General features: G+C 70.5%; 17 protein-coding genes. 7 read left to right on the forward strand and 10 right to left on the reverse strand.

Annotated elements, in window-relative coordinates:
* Positions 1–121: 121 nt before the first annotated feature.
* From J1C73_RS23160 to J1C73_RS23180, 5 genes are all read right to left on the reverse strand, one after another.
* Positions 122–730: a Uma2 family endonuclease gene (locus tag J1C73_RS23160; protein ID WP_207318113.1), complete on the reverse strand. Its 609-nt coding sequence runs from the start codon at positions 728–730 to the stop codon at positions 122–124.
* A gap of 148 nt (positions 731–878) precedes the next feature.
* Positions 879–1,526, reverse strand: coding sequence for a GOLPH3/VPS74 family protein (locus tag J1C73_RS23165; RefSeq protein WP_207318114.1), 648 nt, complete (start codon positions 1,524–1,526; stop codon positions 879–881).
* On the reverse strand, positions 1,523–2,752 hold the full coding sequence (gene fahA / locus J1C73_RS23170; RefSeq protein ID WP_207318115.1) for a fumarylacetoacetase: 1,230 nt from the start codon (positions 2,750–2,752) through the stop codon (positions 1,523–1,525). Before fahA ends, J1C73_RS23165 begins: the two co-directional genes overlap by 4 nt.
* A gap of 149 nt (positions 2,753–2,901) precedes the next feature.
* Positions 2,902–4,896: a CocE/NonD family hydrolase gene (locus J1C73_RS23175; RefSeq protein ID WP_207318116.1), complete on the reverse strand. Its 1,995-nt coding sequence runs from the start codon at positions 4,894–4,896 to the stop codon at positions 2,902–2,904.
* A 9-nt stretch (positions 4,897–4,905) separates the two neighbouring features.
* Positions 4,906–6,405 (reverse strand): peptide MFS transporter, encoded by a 1,500-nt coding sequence (locus J1C73_RS23180; protein ID WP_207318117.1) that lies wholly within the window; start codon positions 6,403–6,405, stop codon positions 4,906–4,908.
* Between the two features lie 156 nt (positions 6,406–6,561).
* Between J1C73_RS23180 and J1C73_RS23185 the strand changes: the two genes are divergently transcribed.
* The 6 genes from J1C73_RS23185 (at position 6,562) to J1C73_RS23210 (ending at position 12,723) form a co-directional block, all read left to right on the forward strand.
* Positions 6,562–7,572, forward strand: coding sequence for a polyprenyl synthetase family protein (locus J1C73_RS23185; protein WP_123460997.1), 1,011 nt, complete (start codon positions 6,562–6,564; stop codon positions 7,570–7,572).
* A gap of 231 nt (positions 7,573–7,803) precedes the next feature.
* On the forward strand, positions 7,804–9,036 hold the full coding sequence (locus J1C73_RS23190; RefSeq protein ID WP_207318118.1) for a LolA family protein: 1,233 nt from the start codon (positions 7,804–7,806) through the stop codon (positions 9,034–9,036).
* A 150-nt stretch (positions 9,037–9,186) separates the two neighbouring features.
* Positions 9,187–10,194, forward strand: coding sequence for an ABC transporter ATP-binding protein (locus tag J1C73_RS23195; RefSeq protein WP_242644582.1), 1,008 nt, complete (start codon positions 9,187–9,189; stop codon positions 10,192–10,194).
* Positions 10,181–11,071: an ABC transporter permease gene (locus J1C73_RS23200; protein WP_207318119.1), complete on the forward strand. Its 891-nt coding sequence runs from the start codon at positions 10,181–10,183 to the stop codon at positions 11,069–11,071. The genes J1C73_RS23195 and J1C73_RS23200 overlap by 14 nt, the downstream gene beginning before the upstream one ends.
* Before the next feature lie 197 nt (positions 11,072–11,268).
* Entirely contained in the window at positions 11,269–11,859 is a 591-nt protein-coding gene (locus tag J1C73_RS23205; RefSeq protein ID WP_207318120.1) for a TetR/AcrR family transcriptional regulator, read from the forward strand.
* 117 nt (positions 11,860–11,976) lie between these two features.
* Complete coding sequence (locus J1C73_RS23210) at positions 11,977–12,723, forward strand: class I SAM-dependent methyltransferase (protein WP_207318121.1); 747 nt, start codon at positions 11,977–11,979, stop codon at positions 12,721–12,723.
* A gap of 27 nt (positions 12,724–12,750) precedes the next feature.
* On the opposite strand, the gene J1C73_RS23215 is transcribed toward J1C73_RS23210, so the two are convergent.
* The 3 genes from J1C73_RS23215 to J1C73_RS23225 form a co-directional block, all read right to left on the reverse strand.
* Complete coding sequence (locus J1C73_RS23215) at positions 12,751–13,557, reverse strand: HAD family hydrolase (protein ID WP_207318122.1); 807 nt, start codon at positions 13,555–13,557, stop codon at positions 12,751–12,753.
* Positions 13,558–13,700: 143 nt separating this feature from the next.
* The gene (locus J1C73_RS23220; protein ID WP_207318123.1) at positions 13,701–14,960 is read right to left on the reverse strand and encodes an MFS transporter; all 1,260 of its coding nucleotides are present in this window, start codon (positions 14,958–14,960) and stop codon (positions 13,701–13,703) included.
* A 46-nt stretch (positions 14,961–15,006) separates the two neighbouring features.
* Positions 15,007–15,765: a GntR family transcriptional regulator gene (locus tag J1C73_RS23225; protein ID WP_207318124.1), complete on the reverse strand. Its 759-nt coding sequence runs from the start codon at positions 15,763–15,765 to the stop codon at positions 15,007–15,009.
* Between the two features lie 202 nt (positions 15,766–15,967).
* Here J1C73_RS23225 and J1C73_RS23230 point away from each other — a divergent pair, with 202 nt between their 5' ends.
* The gene (locus tag J1C73_RS23230) at positions 15,968–16,504 is read left to right on the forward strand and encodes a GNAT family N-acetyltransferase (RefSeq protein WP_207318125.1); all 537 of its coding nucleotides are present in this window, start codon (positions 15,968–15,970) and stop codon (positions 16,502–16,504) included.
* Between the two features lie 279 nt (positions 16,505–16,783).
* Here J1C73_RS23230 and J1C73_RS23235 read toward each other — a convergent pair whose 3' ends face one another.
* Positions 16,784–17,233, reverse strand: coding sequence for a VOC family protein (locus J1C73_RS23235; protein WP_207318126.1), 450 nt, complete (start codon positions 17,231–17,233; stop codon positions 16,784–16,786).
* Between the two features lie 64 nt (positions 17,234–17,297).
* On the reverse strand, positions 17,298–17,734 hold a 437-nt coding region (locus J1C73_RS23240; RefSeq protein ID WP_207318127.1), incomplete at its 5' end, for a class F sortase.

Raw genomic sequence — 17,734 nt, forward strand, 5'->3', positions numbered from 1 at the left:
GCCGTACCCGCACCTGCCGTAGCGCCCCGCCCCGCCGTCCAGGACGCCGATCCGGAGTTCGGCTGGGACGAGGAGCCGCCCGAGTACGAGTGAGCCCGAGGCGCGGCGGGCGGCGGCCGGTCTACTCGGAGGCCGTCGCCCGGCGACGGGAGACGATCGCGGTCAGGTCGAGGTCGACGGGGAAGGGCGCGGACACCTTCATCCGGTCATGGAAGATCCCGGTGGAGGTGTAGGCCCCGGTCGCCGGCTCCAGCTCGAAGACGTAGACGACGGCGCGGCCGTCCTGGTTCTCCACCCGCCAGTAGTGCGGGATCTTCGCCCGCGCGTACTTCACGGGCTTGGTCTCGCGGTCACGCGTGATGGACTCGTCGGACACGACCTCGATCGCGAGCAGCACACTGCTCGCGGGGAACCGGGTCTGCCGCAGACTCTCGACCGCGTCGGCGCGGACGACGACCACATCGGGCTCGGGCCGGTTCTGGAAGTCGACGTCGATGGTGAATTCCCGAAAGACCTCCAGGTCGAGCGGCGCGATTGACTGCAACTGCCACTTGAGATAGTCGATCGCGCGCTCGTGGAATACGGTCTGCGGACTCACGAAAACCAGGCTCCCGTCGATCAGCTCCGTGTGCGGAGGCAGATTCGGAAGCGTGTCCAGGTCATCGGCGGTCCAGCCGCCCACGGGCGGGACCGCCCACCGCGGCTCGGAGGCCTCGGGTTCGATGCTCATCAGTGCTCCCATGGACGCAGTCTCGCGGGAGGTTTCAGGGTATCCGCCGGGAACCGGATGAGGCTCCCCCGAACGTGTGAACGCCTCCCGCAGCGCTGACCGGCGCCCCTCGCGCGGGCACCCGCCGGCGCCCGCGCCGGGCGGATACCTACCCGCCGCCCCCCGCCTGGTCCGCCTTGTCCCGGCGGACGTTGCGGCGCACCGCGTGGGCCGGCCACTGCTCACGGACCAGGTGGCGCATCGCGGTGCGGCTGGTCCGGTCGGTGCAGACGAAGCGGGACAGGTCCGCCGCCGAGACGAGTGCGGCGAGTGCCCGGCTGCGGTGGTCGGGGAAGCCCGCCTGCTCGGCGGCGACGAAGCGGTGGCGGGTCTGCCCGGCCAGGTCCGTCGCCACCACCGGGTGGCGGTGGTACGGCAGCAGGCCGAGGAAGCGGCGGGTCTCCCGGCGCAGGATGCCGCGCTGCACCAGGGCGTCCAGATACAGCCCCCCGACCTGCCGGCCCGCGTGCCGCACCCAGCCCCGGGCCGGTACGCCCGAACCCCGGCCCTTGCCGGGGGCGGGCAGGCTCCGCATCAGCGTGGCCAGCAGCGGGTCCGGCGGCTCCAGCGGGTTGACCACCTGGGCCAGTCCGCGCTCTTCGGTGATCCACCCCTGGAGTGACAGCTCGGCCAGGGCGGCCCCGGCCATCGCGTACTCCAGGGAGCGGTTGCCGCAGTACGGTCTGCCGCGCCGGGGGTCCAGCGCGAGCAGCAGCAGTTCCTCGGGCAGCGTCGGTCCGGGCGGCGGCGGGGTCATGGCGCGGAGACGATCCGTCCGGTCACCTCGCCGAGACCGACCCGGGTGCCGTCCGGCCCCGGTGCCCAGGCCGTCAGCGTCACCGTGTCGCCGTCCTCCAGGAACGTCCGCTTGCCCTCGGGGAGTTCCAGCGGATCGCGGCCGTTCCAGGTGAGTTCGAGCAGCGAGCCGCGCTGGGCGGGCTCGGCGCCGCTGATGGTGCCGGAGCCGTACAGGTCGCCGGTGCGCAGCGAGGCGCCGTTCACCGTCATCTGCGCCAGCTGCTGGGCCGCCGTCCAGTACATCGTGGAGAACGGCGGTTCCGCGACGACCTGGCCGTTGATGGCGACGGAGAGCCGGAGGTCGAAGCCGCCGGGCTGCTCCTCGTCCGTGTCGTCGAGGTAGGGCAGCAGCGGGAAGTCGCGGGCGGGCGGGGCGGTGCGGGCGGCGTCCAGGGCCTCCAGCGGGGTCACCCAGGCCGATACCGAGGTGGCGAACGACTTGCCGAGGAAGGGTCCCAGCGGTACGTACTCCCACGCCTGGATGTCGCGCGCCGACCAGTCGTTGAGCAGCGACAGGCCGAAGACGTGCTCGCGGAAGTCGGCGAGTGCGACGGGACGGCCCTGCTCGGAGCCGGTGCCGACGACGAATCCGACCTCGGCCTCGATGTCCAGCTTCACGGACGGGCCGAAGACCGGAGCCGGGTCGGCGGGGGCCTTGCGCTGGCCCGACGGGCGCGCCACATCCGTGCCGGAGACCACGACCGTGCCCGCCCTGCCGTGGTAACCGATGGGCAGGTGCTTCCAGTTGGGCGTGAGCGCGTCACCGTCCGGGCGGAAGATCCGTCCGACGTTGGTGGCGTGGTGCTCGCTGGAGTAGAAGTCGACGTAGTCCGCCACCCGGTAGGGCAGGTGGAGCGTCACGGAGTCCACCGGGTGCAGCAGCGGCTCTATGTCCGCGCGGTGGGCCGGGACCGTCACCCACGCGGTCAGCGCCCGGCGCACATCGCTCCAGGCGGTGCGGCCGGCCGCGAGCAGCGGCATCAGGTCGGGCTGGGCCAGTAGTTGCGCGTAGGGCGAGCCGAGGGCCAGCGCGGCCGCGCCGGCGTCCAGGACATGGCTGCCGATGCGGACGCCGACCCGTCGCTCACCGGGCCGGTCGGGGGCGGAGAAAACGCCGTACGGAAGGTTGTGCGGGCCGAAGGGATCACCTTCGGCCAGTTCGAGCGGGCTGCTCTGCTCGGGCATCTGTTGCTGCCTCGCTTTCCAGGTCGCTTGAGGGACACGTTACGTCGGGGGTGTCACCCGGCGGCAGAGCCCCAACGGTCCCCCGATGCCCGGAAAGTGCCGCTGTATCCCCGCGCATCCGGAGGAACGCGGGGATACAGCGGCATCGTTCAGCCCGCGGTGCGCGGGATGCGCTTCTCCCAGGTCCGGTGGAAGACGACATCGCCGCTGTCCTTGCAGACCACCTCGTTGGAGGTGATGAAGTGGGTCGCGTCGGCGGAGATCTCGGAGCGCGTCTCGATCAGCGTGTCCCAGGCCATCTCCGGCCGGTGCAGCCGGACCGTCCAGTCGGAGCGGGTGCGGGCGGAGAGCGGGTCGCTCTCCTGGATCGTGTACGTCTCGACCGCGTCCTCGGTGAATTCGAGGCCGTCCGGGTAGACCCGGGTGCCGCCGTAGCGCGGGTCCACCTCCATCCGCCACTCGCCCTTGGCGACATCGCGGATCACCAGGCGCTCGGGGCGCTGCTCGTCGAGCGTGGCCGGGTAGACGACACCGAGCGGCTGCGACTGTTCCGGCTCCTCGAAGTGGATTGCGGGGTCCTCGGTGTGCCGGCGCACCGGCAGTTCGACGAAGCTGCCCTCGGCGTCCAGCGTGAAGCCCGCCGAACCGGCCTGCGGCCAGATCCAGGGCCAGTACGAGGAGGAGACCGCGAGCCTGATCCGGTGGCCGGGCGGGAAGGTGTGCCCGATGCCGTTCAGTTCGAACGTCACGTCCTCGGTCGCCCCCACCGGCCAGTCCTGGGCGCGGTCCCGGCCGTGCCGGGCGGCGAGGTTGAGGACGCCGCGGGTGACGAGCGTGGAGGAGCCGTCGGGGGCGACGTCGCAGAGCCGGGCGACGGCCTGGCCGCGCGGTACGTCCATCCGGATACGCAGCTGCACCCAGGGGCGGCCCAGGATCTCGATCGGGGCGTCCTCGACCGGGAACTCGAAGCACACCGACTTGGCGTCCTCGTCGCGCTGGTCGGGCGGCAGGTCGGCGTCGTTGCCGAACGGGAAGAACCGGCCCGCGTCCACCCCGGTCTGCTGCGGCGAGTCGACGGTCTGCGGCCCGCCCTTGAGGGCGTACGCGACGGGCGCGACGTTCTCCGACGGCCAGCTGGTGTCCCCGACCCAGCGGCCGGGCAGCGTCTCGTAGACCGTGGCGGGCCGGTGCGACTCGCTGATCCAGGAGCGCAGCAGCGGCTCCGACATGACGCCGGTGTCCTTCTCCTTCAGGTGCTGGTCCCACCAGCGCAGCGTCTCCTGGAGGAAGCCGATGCCGGGCCCCGGCGGCAGACCGCGGTCGGGGTACTGGTGCGACCACGGCCCGATCAGCCCGCGGACCTTCGCCGGGTCCAGGTGCTCGACGAGCCGCAGGACGGTGTCGCGGTACGGGTCGTGCCAGCCGCCGACCGCCAGGACGTTCGCCTTGATGGCGGAGTAGTCCTCGCAGACGCTGCCGTGCTTCCAGTAGTCGTCGCGTGTCTGATGGGCCAGCCAGGTGTGGATGAAGGGGTCGACCGCTTCGAGCCGCTGCAGCCACATCTCCTTCCACGCGTCGCCGACCTGGGCCGGGTCGGGCGGCCGGCAGACGAAGGCCAGCATCGTGGCGGCCCAGGCGTGCATGTCCACGGCGAGGACCGAGCCGCCCATGTAGTGGACGTCGTTGTCGTAGCGGTCGTCCGTCGAGCACACGGTGACGATCGCCTTCAGCGGCTCGGGGGCGAGCGCGGCGATCTGGAGGGAGTTGAAGCCGCCCCAGGAGATGCCGAACATGCCGACGCGGCCCGAGCACCACTCCTGCTGGGCCAGCCAGTGGATGACAGCGACGCCGTCCGCGAGCTCGGCCGCGTCGTACTCGTCGCCCGGCAGCCCCTCGCTGTTGCCGTGGCCGCGCACGTCGACGCGCACCGAGGCGTAGCCGTGGCCCGCGTACCAGGGGTGGCGCTGCCAGTCGCGCGGCGCCGTCCAGTCGCTCAGCCGGTAGGGCAGGTACTCAAGCAGGGCGGGCACCGGTTCATCGGTGACCGGCCGCCAGATCCGGGCGTACAGCCGGGTGCCGTCCGGCAGCGGGATACGGATGTCCTCGTGGGTCGTCTCGTACGGGAGTTCGGTGCGGATGTACATGGGGGTACCTCATCGGACGGGGTGCATGGTGCGCTTGAGCCAGGGGGCGGCGGCGACGACGGCCAGACCGGCCGCCACCGCGATAGCGCCATTGACACCGAAGTAGGCGGGGTTGGAGACCTCGCCGTACAGCTTCACGATCTGGGCCTGGATTCCGTTGGCGAGGGCCAGTGAGAGGAACCAGAGCGCCATCGTCTGGCTGGCGAACGCCTTGGGGGCGAGCTTGGTGGTCGCGGACATGCCGGAGGTCTCCAGCAGGATGTCGCCGAGGCCGAGCAGCAGGTACGAGCCGACGATCCACCAGGCGGCCATCTTGTAGGTGTTGTCGGAGTGCCCGGAGGTCGGCAGGACCATCAGCAGGAACGAGAGCCCGCCGAGGATCACCCCGATCGCGATCTTGTTGGACGCGTGCGGCTGGCGCGGGCCCATCTTCGCCCAGACGGCGGCGACCACCGGAGCGAGTGCCACCTCGAACGCGCCGAGCGCCGAGGCGTACCAGCTGGCCGGGAAGTGGAAGCCGAAGATCTCCGTGCGGGCGTTGGCCGACGCCAGCAGCATCATCGTGGAGTACGCCTGGAAGAGGATGAAGTTGAAGACGACGGAGGCCAGGAACAGCACCACGTACGGGCGCAGCCTGCCGCGCTCCTCGGGGCTGACCCGGGGGCTCCTGAACATCACCACGAAGTACACGACCGGTGCGATCACCGAGATGAGGGTGAGCAGGTCGACGAAGCGGTCCATGGTCAGCCAGCCCGCCAGCGCCAGTGCGGTGGCGAGCGCGGCGACCACGACGACGCCGATGACGATGAGCCGGACGGCCCGGCGCATCGGTGCGGGGGCCAGGGCGAATTCGGCGGCGTTCTTACGCCCGGCCAGGTGACGCCGGCCCAGTACGTACTGGATCAGGCCGAGCGTCATACCGAAGGCGGCGGCCGAGAAGCCCCAGTGCCAGCTCGCGTGGTCACCGAGCCAGCCGGTGACCAGCGGGCCGAGGAACGCGCCGATGTTGATGCCCATGTAATAGAGGGCGAAGCCGGCGTCCCGGCGCTCGTCGGCGGTGCGGTAGAGCTTGCCGACCATGGTGGCCACATTGGGCTTGAGCAGGCCCGTTCCGGCACTGATCAGGCCGAGGCCGACCCAGGTCATGGCGTTGGTCGGCACCGCCATGGCGTAATGCCCGATGGCGATGAGGATGCCGCCGTACAGGACGGCGCGGTACGAGCCGAGAATCCGGTCGGCCAGCCAGCCGCCGGCCACGGAGACCAGGTAGACGAGGGTGCCGTAGGCGGCGGAGACGGACGCGGCGGTACCGGCTGCCATCCCCATTCCGCCGTTGCTGACGGTGTCGGCGAAGTAGAGGACCAGGATCGCCTGCATGCCGAGGAACGAGAACCGCTCCCAGACCTCCAGGCCGGACAGGGTCATCAGGCCCCGTGGCTGGCCGAAGAAGGCGTGGTCGTCACCCGGCGGGGGCTGTGCGGGTTCGGTGTCGGTGGCGGTGTGGGACAAAGGGACAACTCCTGATCGTATGAGCTGATCCCGAACATACCGGCGGTGGCGGGAAGCCGCCCACGGTGATCCAAAGGGGACCGGATACGCTGACTTGAGTGATGACAGCGACACATCGACATTCCGTGTGATCGTCAGCAGACAGGAGATCCCCTCGTGACCGTCGTCGGGCCGTTCGGACTGAGCGTGCGGGACCAGGCTCTTGAAGCCGGTGTCCAGGCCGGTTTGGCTGCTGTCGAGTCGGGGCTGCTCGATGCGACCAAGAGCGAGGTGCCCTTCATCACAGAGGCCGCGCAGCACCTCGTGCACGCGGGGGGCAAGCGGTTCCGCCCGCTGCTCGCGATGCTGGCGGCCCAGTTCGGTGACGCCGAGGCCCCGGGCGTGGTGCCCGCGGCCGTCGTCGTCGAGCTGACGCACCTCGCCACGCTGTACCACGACGACGTGATGGACGAGGCCGACGTCCGGCGCGGGGTCGACAGCGCCAATTCCCGCTGGGGCAACTCGGTGGCGGTGCTGACCGGCGACTTTCTCTTCGCGCGCGCGTCGCACATCCTGGCCGACCTCGGCCCCGAGGCCGTGCGCATCCAGGCGGAGGCGTTCGAGCGCCTGGTCACCGGCCAGATCCTGGAGACCGCGGGCCCGCGCGACGGCCGCGACCCGGTCGACCACTACCTCGAAGTGATGCGCGGCAAGACCGGTTCGCTGGTCGCCGTGGCCTGCCGGTTCGGCGCGATGATGGCCGGTGCCGGCGAGTCGGCGACCGACACCCTCACCCAGTACGGCGAACGGCTCGGCGTCGCCTTCCAGCTCGCCGACGACGTCCTCGACATCGCCTCCGACTCCCACGAGTCCGGCAAGACCCCGGGGACCGACCTCCTCGAAGGCATCCCGACGCTGCCCGTGCTCCATCTGAGGGCCCAGGCGGAGGCCGACGGCAAGCCGGACGACCTGGCGCTCGTCGAGCTCCTGGACGGCGACCTGACCGACGCCGGCCGGCTCGCCGAGGCGCTGCGCCGGCTGCGCGCCCACCCGGCGCTCGAACAGGCCCGGCGCGACACCATCCGGTACGCCGAGGAGGCGCGGGCCACGCTGGCGCCGCTGCCCGGCTGCTACGCCAAGTCCGCCCTGGAAGAGATGTGTGACGCCGTGGTGCACCGCGCGGGCTGAGAGCCTGTCGGAGCCGGCTCCGCCCGCCACCCCCTACGGGTTGGCGGAGCGACAGCCCCTCGGTGTCATACCGAAGAGGTACGAGGAGTTGCTCCCCCGGGCTGACGCTTACGGCTCCCCGATTTGGTCAGATGGAGAACAACCACTCCTGACCAAAACGGGTGAGAATGGCGGCACGGAGTGGACGAGTGCATCCGGACGGAAGCCGCCGACCACGGAGGTAGGGCACACATGGCACCGAACGACAGCGCAGGGACCAACGGCACGGCCCCGCACGGCACCACGGGTACCGTCGCGGGCCGCCGGAAGGCGGTGCGCTACATCGTCCCGGTAGCGGTGGCGGGAGTGGCGGCCGCGACGATCGGGCTGGTCCCGGCGCTCGCGAGCTCGGGCGACCCCGATCTGCCGGAGATCACCGCACAGGAACTCATCGAGAAGATCGCCGCCTCGGACGCGCAGCAGCTGTCCGGCACGGTGAAGATCAGCACCGACCTCGGCATCCCGTCGGCCGGCGGCCTGGCAGGCTCCTTCATCCCGGACGGCGCGGGGGACAAGGGCTCGGCGAGCGCCGACCCGCAGGCGAAGCTGACCGAGCTGGCGTCCGGCACGCACACCCTCCGGGTGGCCGCCGACGGCCCCGACAAGCAGCGGGTGTCCATCCTGGACGACGCGTCCGAGTACAGCCTCATCCACAACGGTGACCAGGTCTGGGCCTACGACAGCAAGTCCAACGCGGTCTACCACGCGAAGGAGAAGGCCCCGGCCGCTACGGAGCGCGGCGGGCACCCGGTCCCCGACGGCGTACCGACCACGCCGAAGGCCTTCGCCGAACAGGCCCTCAAGGCCGCCGACGGCACCACGTCCGTGAAGGTCGGGGGCACCGCGCAGGTCGCGGGCCGCGATGCGTACCGGCTGGTCATCAAGCCCGAGCAGAGCGGCTCCACGATCGGTTCGATCACCGTCGCGGTGGACGCGAAGACCGGCGTGCCGCTCAAGTTCACCCTGCTGCCCAGCAGCGGCGGCAAGGCGGCGGTCGACGCGGGGTTCACCTCGGTCGACTTCGGGAAGCCGGACGCGTCCTCGTTCTCCTTCACCCCGCCCAAGGGCGCCGAGGTCACCGAGGCGGACAGTGCCGGAAACCGCGAGAAGGCCCGGAAGGCGGAGAAGGCCGAAGGCGGCCTGGGCGCGCTCAAGGGCATGAACACGATCGGCAAGGGCTGGAACACGATCGCCGAGATCAAGACCCCCGGCGGCACCGGCATCCCCTCGAAGGCATCGGGCGACGTACCGGCCGAGGCGCAGCAGTTCCTGGACTCGTTCGGTGACAAGGTCACCGGCACGTTCGGCTCGGGCACGGTCTTCAAGACCCGCCTGGTCAACGCGCTGATGACCGACGACGGCCGGGTGTACGTCGGCGCGGTCACGAAGGACGAGCTGGTGAAGGCGGCCGACAACGCCGGCTGACACCCGACCGCGCGCCAGCGCGTGCACCACGCATCCGCCCCGCCGTAGCCTCCGTACGGCGGGGCGGACGCGGTCCGCGCCCGCTGCCGCGTATCCGCTCCGGCGCATCCGTTCGGCGAGTCCGCTCCGGCGAACCCATGGGGAGTACGCATGACCGAGTCCGAGACCCTGCCGGTGACCGGCCCCGGGACCGTGAGCGGTCCACGGCCGGCGACGGAGGCCGCGCCGGTGATCGAGACCCGGGGCCTGACCAAGCGGTACCGGGGCGGCCAGCTCGCCGTCGACGGGCTCGACCTCACCGTCCCCGGCGGCAGCGTCTTCGGCTTCCTCGGCCCCAACGGCTCCGGGAAGACCACCACCATCCGGATGCTGATGGGGCTGATCGATCCGACGTCCGGCACCGCGAGGGTCCTGGGCCGCCCCATGCCGGACGCGGCCCGCACCGTGCTCCCGCACGTCGGGGCGCTGATCGAGGGGCCCGCGCTGTACGGATTCCTGAGCGGCCGGGACAACCTCGTGCGCTACGACCGCGCCGACCCGACCGCCGATCCGCGCACCCGACGCGCCCGCGTCGGCCACGCCCTGGACCGGGTCGGCCTGGCCGCCGCGGGCGGCAAGAAGACGCGGGCGTACTCGCTGGGCATGAAGCAGCGGCTCGGCCTGGCCGCCGCCCTGCTCCGGCCCCGCCGGCTGCTCGTCCTGGACGAGCCGACCAACGGCCTGGACCCGCAGGGCATGAGGGAGATCCGCACCCTGGTCCGGGAGCTGGCGGCCGAGGGCACCACCGTCTTCCTCTCCTCCCACCTCCTGGACGAGATCGAGCAGGTCTGCACACACGCGGCGGTCATGGCACGGGGCCGGCTGCTCACCCAGGGCCCGGTCGCCGACCTCGCGGCAGGCACCCGCGGCCGGCTCGCCGTCACCACCCCGGACCCGGCCGGTGCCGCCCGCATCCTGAAGGAACACGGAGTCACCGGGCTCACCCTCGACGGCGACCGGCTGCGGGCCGACGCCCCGCCGGGCTCCGTCGAACTCGCCGACCTGAACGCCGCCCTGGTGCGCGGCGGAGTACGGGTACGGTCCTTCGGCGTCGAACGGGCCTCGCTGGAGGACGCCTTCGTCGCGCTCACCGGAGAGGGATTCGATGTCGCAGGCTGAACAGGTACGCGAGGAGGCCCGCCCGCTCCGGCGCAATCCGCTGTGGACGCTCGGCATCCTGCGCTCCGAACTGACCACCACCCTGCGCCGCTGGCGCACCATCGCCCTGCTCGGGGTGCTGGCCGCCGTCCCCGTACTGATCGGGATCGCGGTGCGGATCGAGACGGCCAACGGCTCCTCGGCCGGTCCCGGCGAGGGCGGGGCCGGGCCCGCGTTCCTCTCCCAGGTGACCAACAACGGCCTCTTCCTGGTCTTCGCCTCCCTCGCCGCCACGCTCCCGGTCTTCCTCCCGATGGCGGTGGGCGTCATCGCGGGTGACTCCGTCGCGGGCGAGGCCAACGCGGGAACGCTGCGCTATCTGCTGGTCGCGCCGGCCGGCCGGACCCGGCTGCTGCTCGCCAAGTACGCCACCACGCTGGCCTTCTGCCTGATCGCGACCCTGGTCGTGGCGGCTTCCGCGCTGGCCGTGGGCGTCCTGCTGTTCCCCGTCGGCGACGTCACGACGATCTCCGGCACCCGGATCGGCTTCGGCGAGGGCCTGTTCAGAGCGGCGGTCATCGCGGTGGCGGTCGCGGCGTCACTGATCGGCTTCGCGGCGCTCGGACTGTTCGTCTCGACCCTCACCAACAGCGGCATCGCGGCCATGGCGGCGACGGTCGGGGTCCTCATCACGGTGCAGATCGTGGACACCATTCCGCAGCTGCACGGGATTCACCCGTATCTCTTCCCGCACTACTGGCTGTCCTTCGCGGACCTGCTGCGCGCCCCCGTCTACTGGGACGACCTGGTGAAGAACCTGGAGCTCCAGGCGCTGTACGCGGCGGTGTTCGGCTCGGCGGCCTGGGCGCGTTTCACGGCGAAGGACATCACGGCCTGACCGCGACCGGGACCCTCACCCGTACCGTCGGCCGGGCGAGCCGTCCCCCGATCGGCTCGTCGCGGCACGAACGGCACGAACGGTGCGAAGGATGGGAACGAGCCGACACGGTACGTTCCGTTTCCGCTTGAGCATTGTTCGACCTCTGGCGACGGACTGTCAACAAGGATTGGCTCGAACAGCCCTATGCTCACCGAATGATCACATCGCCGAGTTCATTGCGCCGTAGCGAGAGCTCACGCAGGGCGACCCTGGAAGCCGCCCTCGACCTCTGTACGGAGAAGGGCTACGGCCGTGTCACCGTCGAGGCCATCGCGGCGCGGGCGGGTGTCAGCAAGAAGACGATCTACCGCTGGTGGCCGTCGAAGAGCGCGGTGCTGCTGGAGGCGTTCACGGAAGCGCTGGTCCAGGCCACCCCGTCCGCCGACACCGATGACATCGCCGCGGACCTGCGGACCCATGTGACCGGCGCGGTCGGCGTGCTCTCCGTACCGCCCTACGGCCCCGCGTACGCCGGAATACTCTCCGAGGTCCACCACGACGACGAGTTGGCCGAAACGGTCCGCACCCAGCTGATCGAGCCCCGCTTCGAAGCGGTGGTCAGCCGGCTGCGCAGCGCCCAGGAGCAGGGCCAGATCCCGCCGGGCGCCGATCTGCGGCTGGCGGTGGAGATGCTGTACGGCCCCGTCTACTACCGCCACGTACTGCGCAAGCCGATGCAGGGGGCGGAGGCGGTGGCGTCGCTGGTCGACCATGTGCTGCGCTCGCTGGGGGCGTTGACGGACTGACGCCGGCGGCGGGGGGTGCGGTTCGGCCGGCCCCGCCGGGTGCGGGGCGGCCCCGGCGCGGCGTCCTTCCCCGCGAAAGCCAGACGCCAAGTACCTGTAGCCGTCAACAATGGTGGTATGACCATCGCCTCGCAGTCCCTCTCGTTCGACACGGCTGCCGCCGACTACGCCGCGAACCGTCCCTCGTACCCGTCCGGACTGCTCGACGCGGTCGAGGAACTCACCGGCCGCCCGCTGGACGGTGCTCGCGTCGCCGACGTCGGAGCCGGCACCGGACTGGCGACGACGCTTCTGCAGGCCCGCGGTGCGAACGTCATCGCCGTCGAGCCCGGCCCCGGGATGGCCTCTCAGTTCCGTCTCGGCCTGCCCGGAGTCCCCCTCGTGATCGGGAACGGCAACAACCTGCCGCTGGCCTCCGACTCCGTCGACCTCGTCACCTATGCCCAGGCCTGGCACTGGACCGATCAGCGCAAGTCCGTCCCGGAGGCGCTCCGGGTCCTGCGCACCGGTGGTGCACTCGCCCTCTGGTGGAACGACTCGGACAGCACCATCGCGTGGATCGCCGACCAGGACGCGCGCCTGCGCCGGCTCTTCGGCGCCGAGGACAGCCCGCACGACCCCCTGGCCCGGTTCCGCCGGCTGCCGGACGAGCTCGGCTTCGTCCACCGGCACGTGCCGTGGACCCGGAGCGTTCCTCTCGACATGCATCTGGCCAACCTCGCCAGCTACTCCGACTTCCTCGTCCTCGGTAAGGAGGCGACGAACACCTTTGTCGCCAAGGAGCGCGACCTCCTGACCGACGTCTTCCCGAACCGGATGGTCGAGGAGCGCTACGTGGTCAGCCTGGCTGTCGCCATCCGCTGACACGGCGCTGCGACAGGGGGGTGCCGGTCAGCCGAAGACCCGCTCCAGGACCACCGCGACCCCGTCGTCCTGATGGGACAGGGTCACCTCGTCCGCCGCGGCCCGAAGGAGCGGATGGGCGTTGGCCATCGCCACCCCGTACCCGCAACTGCGGAACATCGGCAGGTCGTTCGGCATGTCGCCGAAAGCGATCGCGGTCGCCGGGTCCAGCCCCAGGTGCTCGGCGGCGAGCGCGATCCCGGCGCCCTTGTCGATGCCGTACGGCTGGAGCTCGACCGTGCCCGGCCCGGACAGCGTGACGGTCGCCAGATCCCCGACGGCCGCGTGGGCGGCGGCCGCCAGCGCGTCGTCGTCGAGCTCCGGGTGGCGGATCAGCACCTTGATGACCGGAGCGGCCCACAACTCGTCGCGGTGCAAGGTCTGTCGGGCCGACAGCGCGGGGTGCGGCATCAGATAGCCCGGCTCGATCAGGGTCCGGCCGTCCGCCCCGTCCTGGTCCACCGCGGCGAAGACCTGCCCCACCTGGGCCTCTATCTTGCCGAGCGCGGCGGCGGCCGCCTCCCGGTCCAGGCTCACCGCATGGATCAGGCGCCCGGCCCCGGCGTCGTACACCTGCGTCCCCTGCCCGCAGACGGCGAGCCCCTGGTACCCCAGCCCGGCGAACAACTCCCTTACGGCAGGCACCGGTCGGCCGGTGACCACCAGGTGGCGGGCCCCGGCGGCAGCGGCGAGTCCGAGCGCGGCGCGGGTGCGGGGGCTCACGGTGTCGTCGCGGCGCAGCAGGGTGCCGTCCAGGTCCGTGGCGACGAGGGCATATGCGGGCGGGAGAGGCATGGGGCGAGCGTAAACGGTCGGATCCAGGCGCCCGCCGGGGGAGCGGGGCCGACGAGGAGCCCCTGACCCCTCGTGGCCCGGCCGAAGCCCCCTGGGCCTTCAGGTAATACGTCAGCGCTTCTCCGCCGGCCGCTTGTGCGGCCTCAGCGCGCGAGCCCGGGGGCCGTTTCCATGGGCAACGTGCGCATGGTTCGAAGCGGTGACAGGAAGTTGGGGAGGGCACTCGCGGTCATACCGGCCGCGCCGATCCACAACGTGCCTGTTGCTCCGAACGCAGAGCCGGACGCTCCGCCCAGAAGTCCGCCAAGAGGAATGCCGCCCCAGGACACGAAGCGGGTCGTCGCGCTCATCCGGCCCAGAAGCCGATCCGGTGTCATGGCCTGCTGGAGGCTTGACTGAGACACGACGCGGACGACTCCGCCCAGTGAGAGAGCCGCGAGTCCGATCGCGGCCACGCACACGCTCCAGCCCGGCCGCGCCAAGGGCATGAGGGCGGCCGGAGGGCAGGTGGCCAGTGACGCGATCCAGATGACCGAACCTTGCCCGACCCGCTTGGATATTCTCGTTGCCAGCAGCGCACCCAGCAAGGCACCACAACCCATTCCCGACAGCACGAGGCCAATGCCGAAGGGCCGCAGTCCCACTTCCCGTTCCAGGAACACCAGCAACATGCTTTGATACATGACCAGGAAGAGGTTGAATATCGCATCGCTGAGCATTATTGCGCGCAGGGTGGGGTATTTCAGAACGAAGTTCAAGCCCTCTTTGATCTCTCGGCCCAACTGATGCCGTCCGCTTGGCTCCGGCTTCTGTTCGCGCTTCCGGATAGTGAGCGCGAGCAGCCCCGACATGGCCATCCCGGCCGAACTCACCAAAAGTGTTACAGGGGCTCCGGCCAGGCCGACCAGCGGTCCTGCAGTCGCCGGTCCGCTGATGCTGGTCACCGAGCGTATGGTCGAAAGTCTTGAGTTTCCTTCCACGAGATTGCCGCGTCCCACCAAGTGCGGGAGATAGCTGATGTACGCGACGTCGAAGAAAACAGTGAATACCCCATGAAGCAGGGCGACTGTGTAGAGCCACCAGATGGTGAGAAGTCCGGCCCACCACGCGACCGGTATCGTCAGAAGAGCCAGTGCGCGAACGAGATCAGTGCTGATCATTACCGATCGCTTCCGCATGCGGTCCACCCACGCACCTGCCGGTAGTCCGACCAGGAGTGAGCCTGCCGTTGTCATCGCGGTCAGTAACCCGACCTGGAATTCGTCAGCATTCAATCCACTGATGGCAACCAGGGGCAACGCCAGAAAGTTGATGCGGTCGCCCAGCTGGCCGAGCGCGGTGGCGGCGAACAAACGCCCGAAGTCCCGGTCTCCCAGGAGTCCGAGCCGGGAGCTCTTCGACATGTGTGTCTCCTGCCGTCGGAAGTGAATCGCGCTGATCGCTCCACGGCTACGGACGGTCGGCCCCGAACTCGTAGACCACTTCCCGACGCGCGTCGGGAATGACCATGTCGGCGGTTTCCACCGGTCGTCCGTCGCTGTCGTAGATGGTGCGCTCGATCTGGAGTACGAGGTCCCCCACGCTGATCCCCAGCAGATGCGCCTGGGCCCCGGTGGCACGAGCCGGGCGTGGAACCTCGACCACGGTCGAGATGACCACGCCGATGGAGCGCATGCGCTCGACCACCCCCTTTCCCGCCAGGGGGCCCGTCTCGGGCAGCACGATCGGTGTTCCGTCCGTGATGGCCATCGGCTCCCAGGACTCGGAGAGCTGGACGGGCTGTCCGTCGGCGAGGAACTCGTAACGCGTGCTGACGCAGAGGTCTCCGGGGCTGATGCCGAGCCGCTCGGCGACTTCTTCAGGAGCGGGGACGCGCACCTGGCTGTGTGAGTCCCAGGCATTGGCCCTGCCGCGCTCCCTCGCCCCTGAGCGGGCGGCGGCGCCACCCCCGCGATCCCGGTGCCGCGAGCGGATCAGCCGCAGGCGCTCGCGTGGGATGCGGACGTAGGTACCCGAGCCGGTGCGTCCTTCGAGGAGGCCATCGGTGATCAGGCGGTCCATGGCCCTCTGCATGACGTTGCGCCCGACCCCGTACTCCTCGGCGAGCCGTGCCCGGGACGGCAGGCGCTCGCCGATCTCCCACTCTCCCGCGAGAATCCGTGTCCGCAGGACACCGGCTACTGCGAGGTACGGAGCTTCTCGGGGCATGCGTGATCCTCCGGTCGTTCTGCGCTGCGGCAGTGGGCGGTTCCCAGGGGGTCGTTGGAAAGTTACTGCACCCGGGCAAAGCTGCTGGAGTAGAAGCACGCTCGGTGATCATGCGCCCATGGAGGCTCCGCGGCACCGCGCCCGTGGCGGCCGGCCGCGAAATTGGATTGTCTGGCCGCGGACCATCGGATAGGACTGCCGGGTGATACGCAGCGGAAGCATCGGGCTTCGAGCCCGCCACGAAAGTGACGTCCAGGTCCTCCAGTCCGAGCTGTACGACGACGTGGTGACACGCTCACGCGCCGATTCCCGCCCTTGGCAGCCCATCGCGCCGGGATCGACGCACTCCCCCTACACGATCGCCGAACCCTCCGACGGGGCGGCGTGCTTCTCGGTGGTCGAGCTGTCCGCGCAGGAACTGGCCGGTGAAGCGCTGTTGTGGGGCATCGACAGCCACAACAGGACGGCGCACCTGGGGATCTCGCTGCGGCCGGACTTCCGGGGCCGCAACCTCGGCACCGACGTCGTGCGCGCACTGTGCGAGTACGGATTCGTGGTGCGGGGTCTGCAGCGGCTGCAGATCGAGACCCTCTCGGACAACCTTCCGATGATCAAGGCCGCGACCAGGTCCGGATTCATCCTGGAGGGCACGCTGCGCCGCTCGGCATGGGTGTACGGCGCATTCGCGGACGAGGCCATTCTGGGGCTGCTGTCCGAGGAGTGGAAGCCGCAGCCATGAGCGGTTGAGGCCGTTGTCGCCGTTGTCGCTGTACGAGGACGTGAACCAACGGGGGGATTCGGTCGTCACGGGATGCCCTTTCGCAACTCGCTGATCAAGGCCACGGGCGCCGCCTGTGACATCGCTTCGCCTTGTAGTTGATCAGGAACGCAACCCGTTCATCGGCCTGTTCGGGGGTGATCGCTCGTGCATAACTCCGCAACTGCACGACGACAGGGAGGCGACCCCCTGCCCGGCCAAGTGCATTGCGGGGCGGCATGGTTGCCGCCCCGCTCACGCCTACTGCACGCAGAACTCGTTCTCCTCCGGGTCGCTCATCAGGGTCCACGTCCCGCCCGGTTCCGCGAACTTGCGGAGCACCTTCGCGCCCAGCCCCTCCAGACGGGCCACCTCCGCCTCGCGGCGGTCCGGTCCGGCGTGCACGTCCAGGTGGAGGCGGTTCTTCACCGTCTTGGACTCGGGGACGCGCTGGAACAGTAGGCGACGCCCGCGACCCGTTCCGCTCTCCTGCTCGAACGGGTCGTCCGGGTGCCGGGCCGCCGCCAGGTCGAGCCAGGCCTTCCGGCCGTGCGCGGTCGTCGTGATCGCCTCCGGTACGGCTCCGAGGCCCAGGAGGCGTTCGACCAAGGGGCTGTTGTCCTCGATCTCGTAGCCGAGGGCGGCGGCCCAGAAACCGGCCTGGGCGTGCGGGTCCGCGGCGTCGATGACAATCTTCCAGTCAAGAGGCATGGCGCCATTCTGGGCCGTCCGGGCCCGCTTCGGAGTCGAATTGGTGTTCGGGCTTGACGGAATGTCAGCCTGCCCGGACCGATGCCAGCCGGGCGAAGGCCACCACGTTGGACTGGTAGCCGCCCGCGCTGCGGTCGTAGGCGCCGCCGCAGGTGAGCAGCCGGAGTTGGGCGTCCTTCGTCGGTCCGTAGACATGGGTGCTCGGGAAGTCGCTCTTCTCGTACTCCTCGATCGCGTAGACGCGGAAGGTCGCGATCTTCCGGTCCGCGCGGCGGACGTCCACGGTGGCGCCGGGCGGCAGCGCCTCGAGTCCGGCGAAGGCGGCCGGGCCCGTGGGGGTGTCGACATGGGCCACCACGATCGCGTTGCCCGGGGAGCCCGGCGTCACGCCGTCCCGGTACCAGCCGGCCAGGTTGCGGTCCGCCGGGTCGGGCACGCCGAGCTTGTCCCGGCTGTCCAGGGTCAGGTCCACCAGGGGCGCGCTGACGCCGAGTCCGGGGA

This window comes from Streptomyces laculatispora (assembly GCF_017353455.1).
In the GTDB taxonomy this organism is placed as follows: domain Bacteria; phylum Actinomycetota; class Actinomycetes; order Streptomycetales; family Streptomycetaceae; genus Streptomyces; species Streptomyces laculatispora.